This is a genomic window from Bradyrhizobium sp. YCK136 (genome assembly GCF_044570075.1).
GTDB lineage: Bacteria > Pseudomonadota > Alphaproteobacteria > Rhizobiales > Xanthobacteraceae > Bradyrhizobium > Bradyrhizobium diazoefficiens.
This window is the reverse complement of sequence record NZ_CP172424.1, coordinates 2,654,233-2,669,713: the sequence shown is the minus strand read 5'-3', so window position 1 is coordinate 2,669,713 and position 15,481 is coordinate 2,654,233. Positions and strand designations below refer to the sequence as shown.

Sequence of the window (15,481 nt, the reverse complement as noted above, 5' to 3'; positions counted from 1 at the left end):
ACATATAATCGTAAGGCGGTTCTGTCCAGCCGGCGTGTAATCATGACCCGACTGCATTTCGCCTCCGCGCTCCTGCCCTCGGGCTGGGCCAATGACGTGCAGGTGGTGATCACCGCCGGCGCGATCGCGGCGGTGACGCCGGGCGTGTCGCCGCCCGCCGGCGACGAGCGCCACGACATCGCGCTTCCGGGGCTGGCGAGCCTGCACAGCCACGCCTTCCAGCGCGGCATGGCGGGACTTGCGGAACAGCGCGGCGACTCGACTGACACGTTCTGGACCTGGCGCGAGACGATGTATCGCTTTGCGCTGGCGATGACGCCGGACGATGTCGCGGCCGTCGCAACGCTGCTTTATGTCGAAATGCTGGAGCAGGGTTTTACCCGCGTCGGCGAATTCCACTATTTGCATCACGATCGCGACGGCTCGCCTTACGCCGACCTCGCCGAAATGGCCACGCGCATTGCGCAGGCTGCCGAAGCGTCGGGTATTGCGCTGACGCTGCTGCCGAGTTTTTATGCGCATGGCTCTTTTGGGGGCGCAGCACCACATGCCGGCCAACGCCGCTTCATCTGCTCCGTCGATCGGTTTGCGGCCCTGATGGCTGCCTCGCGCAAAGCGATCGCAAACTTGCCAGGGGCCAATATCGGCATCGCGCCGCACAGCTTGCGCGCGGTGGCGCCGGACGAGCTCGCCGCGATCATTCCGCTCGCCGACGGCGGTCCCGTGCACATTCATGCCGCCGAGCAGGTGAAGGAAGTCGAGGATTGCCTGGCCTGGTCGAGCCGGCGCCCCGTGCAATGGCTGCTGGAGCACGCACCGGTCGATCAACACTGGTGCCTCATCCACGCGACACACACGACGAACGAGGAGGTCACCGCGCTCGCCAAGGTGGGCGCGGTAGCCGGCCTCTGCTCCATCACCGAAGCGAGCCTCGGCGACGGCATTTTTCCAGCCCGCGAGTTCCTCGACGCCGGCGGCCGGCTCGGCGTCGGCACCGATTCCAACGTGCTGGTCGGTGTCGCCGACGAGCTGCGCCAGCTCGAATATGGCCAGCGGCTGAAGCATCGCCAGCGCAATGTGCTCTCCGGCGGCGCAGGCGCCTCGACCGGACGCACGCTGTTCGATCAAGCGCTCGCCGGCGGCTCGCAGGCACTTGCGCAGCCGACTGCCGGCCTCACTCCGGGGGCGCGCGCCGACATCGTCACGCTCGATGCCGCGCATCCGTCGCTCGCGGGACGTCAGGGCGATGCGGCCATCGACGGCTGGATCTTTGCGGCAGGCAGCGGCGCGATTGATTGCGTCTGGGCCGGCGGCGACAAGGTCGTCGAGGGCGGACGGCACCGGCTGCGCCAGGCGGCGCGCGAGCGCTTCAACGCATCGGTGCGGAGGCTGCTCGCATGAGCCTCGCTACTGATGGCGCCGACCAGCCGACGCTCTACAAGCGGATCCGCGCCGACATCGAGAATCGCATCCTGACCGGCGAGTGGCCGCCGGGTCATCGCATTCCGTTCGAGCACGAACTGGTGGCGCGCTACGGCTGCTCGCGCATGACCGTGAACAAGGCGCTGTCGGAACTCGCGCAGGCCGACTTGATCGAGCGGCGGCGGCGCGCCGGATCGTTCGTCCGCCGGCCGCAGCATCAGTCCGCGGTGCTCAAGATCGCCGACATCCGCGCCGAGATCACCGCGCTCGGCCGCGCTTACGGCTACGAGCTGATGCATCGCAAGCTGCGCATGGCGACCGCCGCCGACCGCGACCGTCTTGGCGTGAAGAAGGCCGGCAAGGTGATCGCGATCGCCTGCCGCCATAGCGCCGACAACGTGCCGTTTGCCGTCGAGGACAGGCTGATCGACCTCTCGTCCGTGCCGGATGCTGCGACCGCGGACTTCTCGCGCGAACCGCCCGGCTCGTGGCTGCTTCACCATGTCCCATGGACGGAGGCCGAGCATACGATCAGCGCCATCGTTGCGGACGATCGCGCGGCGCAAGCGCTCGACATCGCCGTCGGCGCGCCCTGCCTCGTGATCGACCGCTACACCTGGCGCAGCACGCGCACGATCACCGCTGTGCGGCTGCTCTATCCCGGTGACTCTCACCGCCTTGTCGCCCGATTCAAGGGAGGCTGAGAGATCAATGTCGGCACAATTCGTGCAACGCTTCGGGCAACGGTCCGCATGGACCGACACGAACAGATCAACAGGACGTCAATCCATCGATCGGCAAGAGGACGACAATCATGCGTAGTTCAAAGGTATTTGCGACAATCATTGCCCTGGCGGCCTCCACTCCCGTGCTCGCCGACGACGTCAAGGTCGGCGTCGGCATCTCCGGGTGGACCGGCTTCGCGCCGCTGACGCTGGCGAAGGAAGCCGGCATCTTCAAGAAGAACGGCCTCGACGTCACGATCAAGAAGATCCCGCAGAAGGACCGCCACCTCGCCATCGCCTCCGGCGACATCCAGTGCGCGGCGACCACGGTCGAGACCTGGATCTCCTGGAACGCCAACGGCGTCGCCACCAAGCAGATCTTCCAGCTCGACAAGAGCTATGGCGCCGACGGCATGGCCGTGCGCAACGACATCGCCGCGATCAAGGATCTGAAGGGCAAGACGGTTGCGGCCTCCGCGCCGGGCACCTCGCCGTATTTTGCGCTGGCCTGGATGCTCAAGAAGAACGGCCTCACCACGAAGGACGTGACCGTGGTGAACCTCGAGCCGGCCGCGGCCGCGCAGGCCTTCGTCTCCGGCCAGAACGACGCTGCCATGACCTACGAGCCGTATCTGTCGACCGTGCGCGCCGCGCCCGACAAGGGCAAGATCATCGCCACCACGCTGGACTATCCGATCGTGATGGACACGTTTGGCTGCACGCCGAAATTCCTGAGCGAGAATCCGAAGGCGGCGCAGGCGCTCGCCAACAGCTATTTCGAGGCGCTCGAGATGATCGCCAAGGACCAGGCCAAGGCCTATGAGATCATGGGCGCGGACGTGAAGCAGACCGGCGAGCAATTCGGCAACTCGGCAAAATATCTGCGCTGGCAGGACAAGGCCGCGAACCAGAAGTTCTTCGCGGGCGATTTCCTGACCTTCAACAAGGACGCCGCCGAGCTCCTGCTCGAGATCGGCATCATCAAGGCCGCGCCGAAGGTCGAGGACCTCTACGACGCGAGCTTCATCAAGTAGACTTCTGCAAGCTGCCGGTTCCGCCAGGAGGCGGAGCCGGCGCGTGATCGACCATTCGGATAGACAGTTTGATGCGTCCCCTGGATCCCGTGACATCGAGGCAGCGTGTGGCCTTTGGCCTCGCGTTCTTCGTGCTGTTCGTTGCCCTCTGGTCCTGGGCGACCTTCGGCGGCCATGTGTCGAAGACCTTCCTCGCCAACCCGCTGACCATGGTGCAGGAAGGTTTTGACCTGCTGACGAAGCAGGGCTTCATGTTCGACATCGGCATGACGATCTGGCGCGTCGTCGGCGGCTTCGCGCTCGCCGCGATCATCGCGGTGCCATTCGGCGTGCTGATGGGTGCCTACAAGCCGGTCGAGGCCTTTCTCGAACCGTTCGTCTCCTTTGCACGCTACCTGCCCGCCTCCGCCTTCATCCCGCTCTTGATCCTGTGGGCCGGCATCGGCGAGCTGCAAAAGCTGCTCGTCATCTTCATCGGCTCGGTGTTCCAGGTCATCCTGATGGTGGCGGTGACCGTCGGCGCGACGCGCCGCGATCTGGTCGAGGCGGCCTATACGCTCGGGGCCAGCGACCGCGGCATCATCCTCCGTGTGCTGCTGCCCTCCTCCGCGCCGGAGATCGCCGAGATCCTGCGGCTGGTGCTGGGCTGGGCCTGGACCTATGTCATCGTCGCCGAGCTGATCGGCTCGTCCTCCGGCATCGGCCATATGATCACCGACAGCCAGGCGCTGCTCAACACCGGCCAGATCATCTTCGGCATCATCGTGATCGGGCTGATCGGCCTCGTCTCCGACTTCCTGTTCAAGGCGTTCAACGCCTGGCTGTTTCCGTGGAAGCTCGCATGACGACGCTGAAGATCGAACAGGTCTCACGGACCTTCCCCGCGCGTCACGGCAATGCGCCGACCAGGGCGCTGGAGCCGACCGACCTCATCATCGGCAACAACGATTTCGTCACCATCCTCGGCCCCTCCGGCTGCGGCAAGTCCACGCTGCTTCGTATCGTCGCCGGCCTCGACCGGCCGACCGGCGGGCGCGTCACGCTCGATGGGCGCGAGGTGACGGGCCCGGGGGCGGATCGCGGCATGGTGTTCCAGTCCTACACGCTGTTTCCCTGGCTGACCGTGCGCGAGAACATCGCCTTCGGCCTGCGCGAGCGCGGCGTGTCGCAGGACGAGCGGTACAAGATCGCCGACGCCTTCATCCGCCAGGTCGGATTGTCCGGCTTCGAGAACCACTGGCCCAAGCAGCTCTCCGGCGGCATGCAGCAGCGCACGGCAATCGCCCGCGCGCTTGCCAATGATCCAAAGATTCTGCTGCTCGACGAGCCCTTCGGCGCGCTCGACAACCAGACTCGCGCCTTGATGCAGGAAATGCTGCTCGGGATCTGGGAGCGCGACCAGAAGACCGTGCTGTTCGTGACCCACGACATCGAGGAGGCGATCTTCCTCGGCAGCCGCGTCATCGTCATGAGCGCACGCCCCGGCCGCATCAAGGCCGAGATTGCCATAGACCTGCCGCATCCGCGTTCCTACAAGATCAAGACCACGCCGGAATTCGTCCAGCTCAAGGAACGGCTGGTCGAAGAAATCCGCACCGAGGCGTTGAAGGTTGCCGAACATGCCTGACAATGGTCCTTCCTTCGACGGCGCACGCGTTCTCGCCGACCTCAATGCGCTGCGCGCCATCGGCGCCTACAAGACCGGCGTGCACAAGCCGACCTTCTCCGAACCGCACAAGCAATCGCTGGAATGGCTGGTTCAGAAGCTGCCCGACGCGTCTCTCTCCGCCGCGGTCGACGGCATCGGCAATGTGTTCGGGACGAGCACCAAGCCCGGCCCAAAGCTTCTGGCGGGCTCGCACCTGGAAAGCCAGAACTACGCCGGCTGGCTCGATGGTCCGCTCGGTGTCGTCTACGCGCTCGAAGCCGCGCGGGTGCTCAATGCCGATCCGTCCGTGAACGGCGCGGTCGAAGTCGCTGCCTGGTGCGACGAGGAAGGACATTTTGGCAGCTTCCTCGGCTCGCGCTCCTATCTGGGGCAAGTCACCGAGGCCGACATCGACGCCGCGCGCGACCGCACCAACGGACGGCCCATGCGCGATGCGCTCGCCGACATGGGGCTCGCCGGACGTCCGCGTGTCGCCGCCGAGAAGGGGCGGCACGTCGGATATCTGGAGGCGCATATCGAGCAGGGCGACACGCTCGAACGCGGGCAGCTCGCGATCGGCGTCGTGACCTCGATCGTCGGCATCTGGCAATACCGGATCAACTTTGTCGGCGAGCAGAACCACGCCGGCACCACCCGCATGGCTGCGCGCAAGGACGCCGGCCTTGCGCTGGCCAAATTCTGCGTCGCGATCGACGAGCGCTTCCCGGCCGCGTGCGGTCCGCGCACGGTCTGGACCACGGGCCGCATCACGCTCGATCCGGGCGCGCCGAGCATCATTCCGGGTGGCGCCGAAATGCTGTTCCAGATCCGCGACGACAACCCGGCGGTCATCGCGCGGCTGGAGGAATTGCTGAAGGCCATGGCGGACGAGGTCAACGCGAGCGGCCCCTGCGCCGTGACCGTGGAGAAGCTGCGGACCGGTGCTCCCGCCTTGATGAACTCCGGCTTTCAGGACGCGATCGAAGCTGCGAGCAAGGCTGTCGCCGGCGGACGATCCATCCGCATGCCCAGCGGCGCCGGCCACGACGCGCAGATGCTCGCGACCATCATGCCCGCGGGGATGCTGTTCGTGCCGTCGATCGGCGGCATCAGCCATCACTGGACCGAGAACACCGCGGACGCCGACATCGTCACCGGCGCGCAGGTCTTCGTCGACGCCTGCCGGCGAATCCTCGGTGGTTAGGCCTCTGATGCCGGCATGAGCGCAAGCGAGACTTATACCGATGCGACGACCGGCTACTGGCAGGAGCTGACGCCGGAGGTTCCCTTGCGTTTCCCGGCTACGCCACCTTATCGCTTGGGCTATCCCGCGACACTCCCCTGCGGCCGTATCCTGGTTCTGCCGCTGCGCCAACTGCCCGATGGCGACCGCGCCGTCGCATCGCTGATCGCCAATCAGGCCTCACACCTCGTCGTCGCCGCGCTGGCCGACCACATGGCGACGCAGGCGCGCGCGTTCGATGCTGAGATCATCGTCGGACTCCCGACCCTTGGTCTTGCCTTCGCATCGCAGGTCGCAGAACGGCTCGGACAGCCGCGCTATGTCCCGCTCGGCTATTCGCGCAAATTCTGGTACGACGACGCGTTGTCCGAGCCCGTGAGTTCAATCACCAGCCCCGACGCCGGCAAAAGGCTGCGGCTGGATCCGAACCTGCTGCCCCTGCTCGAAAGCCGCCGGGTGGTGCTGGTCGACGATGCGATCTCGACCGGCGCGACTGCGCTCGCGGCGGTGCGGCTTTTGCAGACGATCGGCGTCGAAATTGCCGGCATGGTCGTTGCGATGAAGCAAACCAATCGCTGGCATGCCTCGACCACGGCCCTTCCGGTTCGCGCAGTCTTCGGGTGCCCGCTCTTCCAACGTGGCGACGGCGGCTGGATACCGCTCGCGGAGACGCAACCCAACATTCCCTGATGGGTCAGGCGATTGCGAGCATCGGCTATGTTGGCCGGCCCGAGGCACCTGTCTTGAGCAGGATTGGGCAAAACCCGACCGCTTTGGGAAAGATCGCGGGTCCGTATCGCGGCTAGAATCTGGCTCGCACACGCGAGAGATCCGCCATGGCCGAGAGCCCGAACGATGCCGCAACGCCCGCCTCCATCGTCGACGCCCTGAAGGCCGTCGCGGGCAATCCACCGAAGGTCCGCGCCAGCTTCGCCAAGGGCTGGTGCGTTCGAGGTACCTACACCCCGTCGGACCGCGCGGAGGAGATTACGCGGTCGCAGAGCTTCACAAGGCCATCGCGCGTGCTGGCGCGCTTCTCGGTCGGCGGCGGCAATCCCAACGTCGCGGATACCAACAATCTGGTGCTGCGTGGCTTCAGCTTCAAGCTTGGCGACGACGATCATCGCTCGGATATTCTGGTGGAGAGCGCGCCGGTGCATTTTGCACGAACGCTGGACCAGATGCTGGCCTTTCTCAAGGCGCGTATCCCGGGACCCGATGGCAAGCCGGACATGGCGAAAGTGAAAGCGTTCTCGGCGGCCAATCCCGAGACGCTGAACCAGGCGAATTACATCGCCGCGCGTGCGTTGCCCGGAAGCTTTGCCGGCACGACCTATTGGGGCGTCCATGCCTTTCCGGCAACAAACGAACAAGGCGAGACCCGCTTCATCAAGTTCAAGGTCGTCCCGGCCCGCGGCGAGATCACGCTGAGCGAGGACGAAGCCAGGACGAAGCCGGCCGACTTCCTGCACGACGACCTCGGCACGCGGATCGCTGCGGGCAATGTCCGCTTCAACGTCATGGCGCTGCTCGACCGCCCCGGCGACCCCACCATGGATGTCACCATACGCTGGCCCGACGAGGATCAACGCGACGAGGTGCGCCTGGGCACGATCGTGATCACGGGCTTCGAGCCGGATCAGGCCTGCGACGTCACCATCTTCAATCCGGCCAATCTCGCCGAGGGCATCGGTCACCCGCCGGACGAGATCTTTGCAGCGCGGCGCGCCGCCTACATGATCTCGCTCGCGAAGCGCCGCTGAGGACGGAAGGCGTCCGGATTCACGTCTCGCCGTTCGATGCACCGAGCATCTCGCGGCGCCATGCTGCCGGGCTGACGCCGACGATCGAGGAGAACACGCGCGTGAAGTGACTCTGGTTGGCAAACCCGGCCGAGATCGCGATCTCCGACAGCGGCAGGTCGCGAACGCTCATCAACTGCTTGGCGGCCTTCACGCGCTGCTGAAGCAGCCATTGGTGCGGCGGCACACCGACCGAGATTCGAAACGCGCGGGAGAAATGGCTGACCGAAAGGTCGAGCTCGGCCGCGATCCTCTGCAACGAGAGCTTGCCGCCGAGATCCGATTCGAGCCTCTCGCAGGCGCGTTTCGCCTGCCACGGCGCGAGACCGCCGCGCGCGAGCCCGGGCGTGCGCTGGAGCCCGCCATAGGTCTGGGCGACATGGGCGGTCAGCCCGAGCATCATGTGATCGATGAAAAGCTGATTGGCCTCGTCCGGCCGGCGCAGGCCCTCCTGCAGCGACGCGCCGATGTGGCGGACGATTCGGTCGTCATGGCCAACGCCGATCTGACAGTCGAGCTCGTCAACCCGCGGCGCGTTGCACTGTTCGGCGATGCTGTCGAGCGCCGAACGTGGAATGTAGAAGAACAGGGAATGGAACGGCTTGTCGATCACGTAGCGCGGATCGCACTTGAGGTCGTACAAATAGGTCGTACCCGCATGGACGTCCGCGGTCATGATGCATTTGCCGCGCTCCCAGAGCTCGCAATCCGGGTAGTCGTGAAGCTTCAGGCTGACGAGAAAGGCATCTTCGGCGGCGAGCGATCCGGACAGGCCGGGCACCGGGTTGTCATTCCGGGTTTCGGTCACCGCGAGCTCGGCGCTACGCAGCGAGCGCGTAACCAGCGAGGGCGGCGCATCCTTCAAACGCAGGAACTGCCCTAGCCTCTGTCCGTAGGCGCCTGCCTGTGTCATCGGGTCAGTCCTTCCGCGGGTCCAAGTGCAGGCCACAGCGCCCCGCAATTTGCGGAAGGTATTATCGGACATCCGCCGCAGGCTGTCCACGCGCGCACGAGGCGAACAGCTCTCGCCCGACACTTTCACATCGGCGCAACAGGACGATTTGGCAGCAACTTCAATGCGGTTTTGACGTTCCCTCTCCATCCGGAAGCTGATCACGCGTTTTCAAGAATCCACGACAAAATGCCGCGACGTCCCGTGCGGGTGTCGCAGCGCTGGAACGAGGTTCCGCCGCCGAACCTGAACTCCTGGACGTTGTCGTATTTGCCCTTGGTCAGCGGCAGTATCAGACTTGCCGGTCGTCATTGCGAGCGCAGCGAAGCAATCCAGAGTCTTTCCGCGGAGGGATTCTGGATTGCTTCGCTGCGCTCGCAATGACGGAGGATGAGGTATGGGCTGGTTCTTCAGATGATACTCCCGCGAAGGCGGGGAATCCAGTACGCCGCAGCTTCTCGGCTCCATCACAACCGCTTCTGGAATACTGGATCGCCCGCCTTCGCGGGCGAGGACAGCGAGCGTGTGGTCGCAGACACGCCTTCGCATCCTCGCGGCGTAATTCGCCCGAGCTTTGCTTGATCTCTCCACCTCTCAATCAAGAGGGCGCAGGGAAGGCCGGGTGCCGGCTGGCACCCGCGGTCCGCTGCGCGAAAAGCACACGCAGGAAGAACCGCACAGCAGCATACAGGTGTAGCCAATCACTCGGCCTTCCCTGCGCAGTGGTTGGACGGCTTATGCCGTGCTCTCCCGGGAGCCGAGTTCGTTCTGGCCTCCCTCGTCCTTGCGAAAGTCACCGGCACCGCGCCGGTTGACGCGACTGCCGCATCCGCAAGCACTTGACCGTAGCAACGACGGCCAGGACCACACGGTTTTGCCGTACGCACGGCCCGCCATTTCGCCGCAGTTTTCCCGGCCCTGTCGACGGAGCCGGAAACTTACAGACGAGACGAACCTGACAGCGCCGCTCATCCAGCACGAAGTCTTGGGCTCACGGAGAGCAATCCGCCCTGCCCACGCCTCTCGCGCCCGACGCTGCCGCGTCCACCGCAAGCCCGGCTCGCGAAACGTGACGACACAAGATCGCCCCTCAAGGATGAGCCGGGATGGGCGACACATACGACAAATCAGAATTTCTGTAAATCGGAATATTTTCATGACGAGGGATTGACGGGGCAGCGAAACAGGGCCGGTGTTTTGCCCGACAGGCAATCCGCCGGCGCCGAGATGCTCCGCAACATCTGGGAACTGCTGCGACAAATCGGGCACATCAGGACATAAAGTCGCGGTAATCGTCGGGCTTGTCGACCGCGCCCTCCTTGCCTCTGCTTCCGGAGTTCTCATGCTTTCTGCCGACCGGCCGGCGACACGGCTTGCGACGCGACTTGCCTTCCTCGTCGCGGGCTTCGGCATCGCGTGCTGGGCGCCTCTGGTGCCGTTTGCGAAGGCACGGCTCGGCGTCGACGACGGCGTTCTCGGACTGCTGCTGCTCAGCCTCGGCATCGGCTCGGTCGTCGCAATGCTTCTGACCGGAATCATGAGCGCGCGTTACGGCAGCAGGCCGATCATCATCGCCGGCGGGCTCGGTCTGGCGCTGGTCCTGCCTCTGCTGGCCATCGCAAGCTCGCCGGCGACGCTGGCACTGGCGCTGCTCGCCTTCGGCGCCGCGCTCGGCTCCATCGACGTCGCCATGAACATCCATGCGGTGGAGGTGGAGCGCGCAGCGAAACGTCCGCTGATGTCCGGCTTCCACGCGCTGTTCAGCATCGGCGGCTTCGCCGGATCAGCGCTGATGACCGCGCTGCTCTCCCTGCAACTCGGCGCGCTCGCCTGCACGCTTATTTGCTCCGTCCTGATGCTGATTGCGATGCTTGTGACCTGGTCGCGCCTGCTTCGCTCAGTGCAGGTACAGGACGGACCGCTGTTCGTGCTGCCGCACGGCTCCGTGCTTCTGCTCGCGCTGCTCGGCGCCATCACCTTCCTGGTCGAAGGCGCGATGCTCGATTGGGGCGCACTGCTCGTCATCGGCGCCGGCCTTGTCTCCGAGGCGCAAGGCGGGATCGGCTACATCGTGTTCTCGATCGCGATGACGATGGGGCGACTCGGCGGCGACGCCGTCGTTGCGCGCATCGGGGATCGCACCACCCTGTTCTGGGGGAGCATCATTGCGGTCGCGGGCTTTGCGGTGCTGCTCACGGCTCCGGTTGCGGCGGTCGCCATAGTCGGCTTCCTGCTCATCGGCCTCGGCGCCTCGAACCTCGTGCCGGTGCTGTTCCGCCGGGCAGCCCGGCAGACGGTGATGCCCACGGGGCTCGCCGTCGCGGCGATCACGACCGCGGGCTACGCCGGCATCCTCGTTGGTCCCGCCGGCGTCGGCTTCGTCGCACGACTTGGCGGATTGCCGACGGCGTTCTGGCTGCTGGCTGTGCTGATGGGACTGGTCACGCTGTCGGCGCGCATCGTCACGACGGAGCAGCGCGAGGTATCACCTGCCGGCACGTGAGCTCATGACTTGCTCAATCCAATCGATCTGATCACGGGCGCCAGGCTTGCCGTTGTCGCATCGATAATGCGCTGGAATTTGTCCGGACTTGAATCGCTGTCCGGCTCCATGCCCTGGGCACGGTAGCTCGCCTGAAGCGCCGGATCGGCCATGGCGAGGCGCGTCGTCTGCGCGATCCGATCGATGATCGCATCATCGGTGAGTTTGGGAGCAAAGATGCCGAACCAGCCCTCATATCTGAGATCCGGCATGCCGGATTCGACGGCGGTCGGAATATCAGGTGCGCCGCTCAGCCGCCTTTCGGTCGTGACCGCAAGCAGCCGGATCTTTCCGGCCTGGCTCAGCTGCTGCAATTGAACCGACATGACGCCGATGACGAGCGAGATCTGGCCGCTGACGAGGTCGTTGGTCGCCTGCGCGATACCCCGATAGGGAACGTGGACGATGTCCAGTCCGCCCGCCTGCTGCTTGAACGATTCCCCGACGAGATGATTGCCGGTGGCGATCCCGGGCGTCCCGTAGGACAGCTTGCCCGGATTGGCCTTCGCGTAGGCGATCAGTTCGCGCAAATTTGCGGCAGGCACCGACGGATGGACGGCGAAAACCAGCGCACTGTTGATCAGGCGATAGATGGCCCGGAAATCGCCGACGGAATAACCGGGATTTGACGAGGTCAGAGGAATGATGACCTGCGTACTGCCATTGCCGAGCAGCAGCGAATAGCCGTCGGGCTCCTCGCGCGCGACCGCCGCGGTTCCGATCGCGCCACCGGCGCCGCCGATGTACTCGACGAAAGTCGGCCCGAGCAGCGCCGACATCTTGTCCACCCAGGGGCGCCCGATCTGATCGCCCGCTCCGCCGGCTCCATACGGAAGCACGAGGCGAATGGGACGAGACGGATAATCGGCGGTTTGCCCGCTGCGCGGGATGGCGGCGAGCGCCGCCGCGCCCGATAACGCATGAACGACCTGTCGCCGCGAGTAGGAGGGCATGTCTCAATTCCGGGAGCGGTAGTCACTGTCGAGGCGGGACCGGCTCCCGAACCAAGCAATCGCAGCAATCCGCGACCGCCGTCAATGCTCCGCCCGGACAAGTCCCGGCGCGGTCGCCATGGGACGGCGACCTAACCCCTTACGTTCTAAGTCTTATTCCGGCGGGCCGGTGGCGACCCAAGCGATCTGCGCAGGTCTGCCAGCCATGCTGCTTTCGGACAGTTTACTGTACGCCTCGTTCTGCTAGACCAAAAAGTAATACCTTTTGACTCCCGTCGTGGGGGCAATGGCGCGTGCCAGAGCATAACGAAGACTCGGCCATTTCATTTGGGCCATTTCGCCTGTTTCCAAAGTCCCGGCTCTTGGAGAAGGAGGGCTCGCCGCTTCATGTCGGCGGCCGCGCGCTCGATATCCTCATCTTCCTGGCCGGGCGCCCCGGTGAAGTCGTCGACAAGAGAGAGCTGGTCAAGCGCATCTGGGCCGACGTCAATGTCGACGAGGGCAGCCTGCGCTTCCATGTCGCAGCGCTGCGCAAGGCGCTCGGCGATACCGGCAAGTCGGCCCGTTATGTGGTCAATGTGCCCGGCCGCGGCTATTGCTTCGTCGCGTCGCTCGCTCAAGCGGCCCCTCCGGTCGCGCCGGTCCCCCTCGACATCGTTCCTCCGCGCTCCCTGCCCGTTCAGCTCGCGAAGATGGTCGGACTAGGAGGTCATCGAAAAGATCTCGAACGGACTGTCGCTCTATCGCTTCATGACCGTGGTCGGCCCGGGCGGGATCGGCAAGACCGCGGTCGCCGTCACCGTCGGGCATCGGCGTTCCCAGGATTTCGGCGGCCGCGTCTTCTTCGTCGACTTCGGCCCGCTGCGGGATGCCAGCCACATTGCAACCACCATCGCCTCCGCGCTCGGGCTGACCATCAGCGCGGAGGATCCGACGCCGGCCCTGCTGACATTTCTCAAGGCCGGCCCGGCCCTGCTGATCTTCGACAGCTGCGAACACGTGCTGGACAACCTGGCCCCGCTCGTCGAGCGCATCGTTCGCGAAGCGCCGCAGCTTCGTGTTCTCGCGACCAGCCGCGAGTCGTTCCGGAGCGAAGGCGAGCGGATCTTCCGGCTGTTCCCGCTGGATTGTCCGCCGGAACGGGAAGACCTGGGTGTCGACGAGGTCCTCACCTACCCCGCGGCCCAACTCTTCATCGAGCGCATTGCCCAGAGCTCGGGTCCGTTCCAGCTCAGCGCGGAAGAGGCCCCGCTCGTCGCGAGCATCTGCCGGCGCCTCGACGGCATTGCGCTGGCAATCGAGCTCGCGGCGGGCCGCGTCAATGCCTATGGCATCGCAGGCACGGCTTCCCTGCTCGACAGCCGTTTTTCGCTGCAATGGCGCGGACGACGCACGGCCGTGCCGCGGCACCAGACGCTCGCCGCGGCCCTCGACTGGAGCTACGACCTGTTGCCCGCGGCTGAGAGTGCCACCTTGCGGCGACTGTCGGTGTTCGCCGGGCCCTTCGCGCCGGAGGCGGCCGCCACGGTCGCGGCCGGCGACGGCGTCAGCGCATCGGAAACCCTCGAAGCGATCGACAGCCTGGTCACCAAATCGCTGATCTCGCCGTCCGGCTCGCGGACGCTGCGCTATCGCCTGCTCGACACCACCCGCACCTACGCGCATGGAAAGCTCAACGAGCTCGGTGAAACCAGGCAGTTCGCGCGGCGCCACGCGGAGCATTTTCGCGATTTCTTCGAGCGGGCCGAGGCCGACACGTCGACGCCGCTGCCCGAGTGGCTGCACGTGTATGGTGCGGAGCTGGACAATGTGCGCTCCGCGCTGGACTGGGCCTTCGGGCCCGACGGCGATCCCGCGCTGGGAATCGCGCTGACGGCGGCCGCGGTCACGCTGTGGGTGCGGCTTTCGCTGTTCGCCGAATGCCGCGAGCGCTGCAGAACGGCACTGGCGGCGCTCGGAGACAGCGGCGGTGACGGCCGCGTCCGCATGCAGCTCCTGTCGGCACTCGGCTGGTCGCTGATGTATGGCGAGGGCCGTGCGCGCGAGGCGCGCCCGATCCTCGAGACAACCCTCGAGATCGCCGACAGGCTCGACGACAAGGATTTCCGCCTGCGCGCGCTCTGGGGCCTGTGCATCGACCAGTTCAACAACGGACAGTTCGGCAAGGCCCGCGCACTCGCCGACCGTTTTGCGAACGCGGCGGCGAATTCTCCCGACAAGTCCGATGTCCTGCTGGGCGACCGGCTGATGGCCGTCGCGCTGCATTATCTCGGTGACCAGAACGACGCGGCTGTGCATCGATAGGGTGAACGCGTCGCTGCATGTGCTGGCGGAGAAGCCGAAGATATTCCCGCTCGACCTCAGGATATCGACGCAATATTTCCGGGCCCGCATCCTGTGGCTGCAAGGCCTCGCCGACCAGGCCCAGGCGCTGGCCGCACGAACCATCGAGGAGGGCCTCGCCAACGGCCACGCGCTGACCTTCTGCAGCGTGCTGGGACAGGCGGCCTGCCCGATCGCCTTCTGGGCCGGCGATTTCGACGCCGCGGAACAGCACGGCACGGAGCTGCTCGAACACACCGAGCGACACGCGATCCGGCTGTGGGGCCTGTGGGCACGCGCCTTCAACGCGGCAGTCGTTGCCAAGCGCGGCGACGTCGCGACCGGCCTGCCGCTGCTGCGCGAAGAGCTCAACCGCGCCGGCGATGCGCGCTTCCTGCCGCGCTTTCTTCCTCTGCTCGGTGAACTCGCCGCGTGTTTCGGCGAGGCCGACCAGACCGATCGCGGCCTGGAGATGATCGAGGACATATTGGCGCGTTGCAACGACCGCCAGGAGCGCTGGTATCTGCCGGAGCTGACGCGCATCAAGGCCGAATTGATGCTCAAGCAGACCAAGGGCCTGCCCGCCGCCGAAGCGGCTTTTCGCGAGGCCATGGACATCGCGACGCACCAGGGCGCACGATCGTGGGAGCTGAGATGCGCCATCGGCCTCGCGCGGTTCAGACTGGGACAAGGCCGCGATGCAGAGGCGCTGGAGGTTCTGGAAACCGTTTGCCGGCCGCTGACCGAGGGATCCCGCACCGCCGACATGCGCGAGGCCCGAGGCCTGATCGCGCAGCTCCGGAACTGAGGCAGCGCTGCTCGGCCGTCGAGCGATCGC

11 protein-coding genes and 1 pseudogene are annotated in these 15,481 nt (G+C 65.7%); 10 read left to right on the top strand and 2 right to left on the bottom strand.

Annotation, left to right across the window (positions count from 1 at the left end):
• Positions 1–42: 42 nt before the first annotated feature.
• The 8 genes from ACFLEY_RS12485 (at position 43) to ACFLEY_RS12450 (ending at position 7,835) form a co-directional block, all read left to right on the top strand.
• Positions 43–1,401, top strand: a complete 1,359-nt coding sequence (locus ACFLEY_RS12485; RefSeq protein WP_060908425.1) for a formimidoylglutamate deiminase — start codon at positions 43–45, stop codon at positions 1,399–1,401.
• Complete coding sequence (hutC, locus tag ACFLEY_RS12480) at positions 1,398–2,126, top strand: histidine utilization repressor (RefSeq protein WP_060908426.1); 729 nt, start codon at positions 1,398–1,400, stop codon at positions 2,124–2,126. Before ACFLEY_RS12485 ends, hutC begins: the two co-directional genes overlap by 4 nt.
• Before the next feature lie 110 nt (positions 2,127–2,236).
• Positions 2,237–3,181 carry an ABC transporter substrate-binding protein gene (locus tag ACFLEY_RS12475; protein ID WP_060908427.1) on the top strand — a complete coding sequence of 315 codons (945 nt, stop codon included), beginning with the start codon at positions 2,237–2,239 and terminating at the stop codon, positions 3,179–3,181.
• Positions 3,182–3,252: 71 nt separating this feature from the next.
• The gene (locus ACFLEY_RS12470) at positions 3,253–4,026 is read left to right on the top strand and encodes an ABC transporter permease (RefSeq protein WP_060908428.1); all 774 of its coding nucleotides are present in this window, start codon (positions 3,253–3,255) and stop codon (positions 4,024–4,026) included.
• Positions 4,023–4,808 carry an ABC transporter ATP-binding protein gene (locus ACFLEY_RS12465; RefSeq protein WP_038966753.1) on the top strand — a complete coding sequence of 262 codons (786 nt, stop codon included), beginning with the start codon at positions 4,023–4,025 and terminating at the stop codon, positions 4,806–4,808. Before ACFLEY_RS12470 ends, ACFLEY_RS12465 begins: the two co-directional genes overlap by 4 nt.
• Entirely contained in the window at positions 4,801–6,033 is a 1,233-nt protein-coding gene (locus ACFLEY_RS12460; RefSeq protein ID WP_060908429.1) for a Zn-dependent hydrolase, read from the top strand. Before ACFLEY_RS12465 ends, ACFLEY_RS12460 begins: the two co-directional genes overlap by 8 nt.
• 15 nt (positions 6,034–6,048) lie before the next feature.
• Positions 6,049–6,762 (top strand): phosphoribosyltransferase, encoded by a 714-nt coding sequence (locus tag ACFLEY_RS12455; RefSeq protein ID WP_211433434.1) that lies wholly within the window; start codon positions 6,049–6,051, stop codon positions 6,760–6,762.
• Between the two features lie 146 nt (positions 6,763–6,908).
• Entirely contained in the window at positions 6,909–7,835 is a 927-nt protein-coding gene (locus tag ACFLEY_RS12450; protein ID WP_011088991.1) for a catalase family peroxidase, read from the top strand.
• Positions 7,836–7,854: 19 nt separating this feature from the next.
• Here the strand turns inward: ACFLEY_RS12450 and ACFLEY_RS12445 are convergent, their stop codons facing one another.
• Positions 7,855–8,787, bottom strand: a complete 933-nt coding sequence (locus ACFLEY_RS12445; protein WP_211433435.1) for an AraC family transcriptional regulator — start codon at positions 8,785–8,787, stop codon at positions 7,855–7,857.
• 1,381 nt (positions 8,788–10,168) lie between these two features.
• On the opposite strand from ACFLEY_RS12445, the gene ACFLEY_RS12440 reads away from it, so the two are divergent.
• Positions 10,169–11,329 (top strand): MFS transporter, encoded by a 1,161-nt coding sequence (locus ACFLEY_RS12440; RefSeq protein ID WP_028175692.1) that lies wholly within the window; start codon positions 10,169–10,171, stop codon positions 11,327–11,329.
• Between the two features lie 2 nt (positions 11,330–11,331).
• Here ACFLEY_RS12440 and ACFLEY_RS12435 read toward each other — a convergent pair whose 3' ends face one another.
• Complete coding sequence (locus ACFLEY_RS12435) at positions 11,332–12,321, bottom strand: tripartite tricarboxylate transporter substrate binding protein (RefSeq protein WP_060908432.1); 990 nt, start codon at positions 12,319–12,321, stop codon at positions 11,332–11,334.
• Between the two features lie 293 nt (positions 12,322–12,614).
• On the opposite strand from ACFLEY_RS12435, the pseudogene ACFLEY_RS12430 reads away from it, so the two are divergent.
• Positions 12,615–15,451 (top strand): annotated as a pseudogene (locus ACFLEY_RS12430) (ATP-binding protein).
• Positions 15,452–15,481: the final 30 nt, after the last annotated feature.

Bases quoted from the DNA above. Each gene is read 5' to 3' on its own strand.
- ACFLEY_RS12485 (WP_060908425.1), top strand. From the start codon at position 43: ATGACCCGACTGCATTTCGCCTCCGCGCTCCTGCCCTCGGGCTGGGCC.
- ACFLEY_RS12440 (WP_028175692.1), top strand. From the start codon at position 10,169: ATGCTTTCTGCCGACCGGCCGGCGACACGGCTTGCGACGCGACTTGCC.
- ACFLEY_RS12450 (WP_011088991.1), top strand. From the start codon at position 6,909: ATGGCCGAGAGCCCGAACGATGCCGCAACGCCCGCCTCCATCGTCGAC.
- ACFLEY_RS12460 (WP_060908429.1), top strand. From the start codon at position 4,801: ATGCCTGACAATGGTCCTTCCTTCGACGGCGCACGCGTTCTCGCCGAC.
- hutC (WP_060908426.1), top strand. From the start codon at position 1,398: ATGAGCCTCGCTACTGATGGCGCCGACCAGCCGACGCTCTACAAGCGG.
- ACFLEY_RS12435 (WP_060908432.1), bottom strand. From the start codon at position 12,321: ATGCCCTCCTACTCGCGGCGACAGGTCGTTCATGCGTTATCGGGCGCG.
- ACFLEY_RS12475 (WP_060908427.1), top strand. From the start codon at position 2,237: ATGCGTAGTTCAAAGGTATTTGCGACAATCATTGCCCTGGCGGCCTCC.
- ACFLEY_RS12445 (WP_211433435.1), bottom strand. From the start codon at position 8,787: ATGACACAGGCAGGCGCCTACGGACAGAGGCTAGGGCAGTTCCTGCGT.
- ACFLEY_RS12470 (WP_060908428.1), top strand. From the start codon at position 3,253: ATGCGTCCCCTGGATCCCGTGACATCGAGGCAGCGTGTGGCCTTTGGC.
- ACFLEY_RS12455 (WP_211433434.1), top strand. From the start codon at position 6,049: ATGAGCGCAAGCGAGACTTATACCGATGCGACGACCGGCTACTGGCAG.
- ACFLEY_RS12465 (WP_038966753.1), top strand. From the start codon at position 4,023: ATGACGACGCTGAAGATCGAACAGGTCTCACGGACCTTCCCCGCGCGT.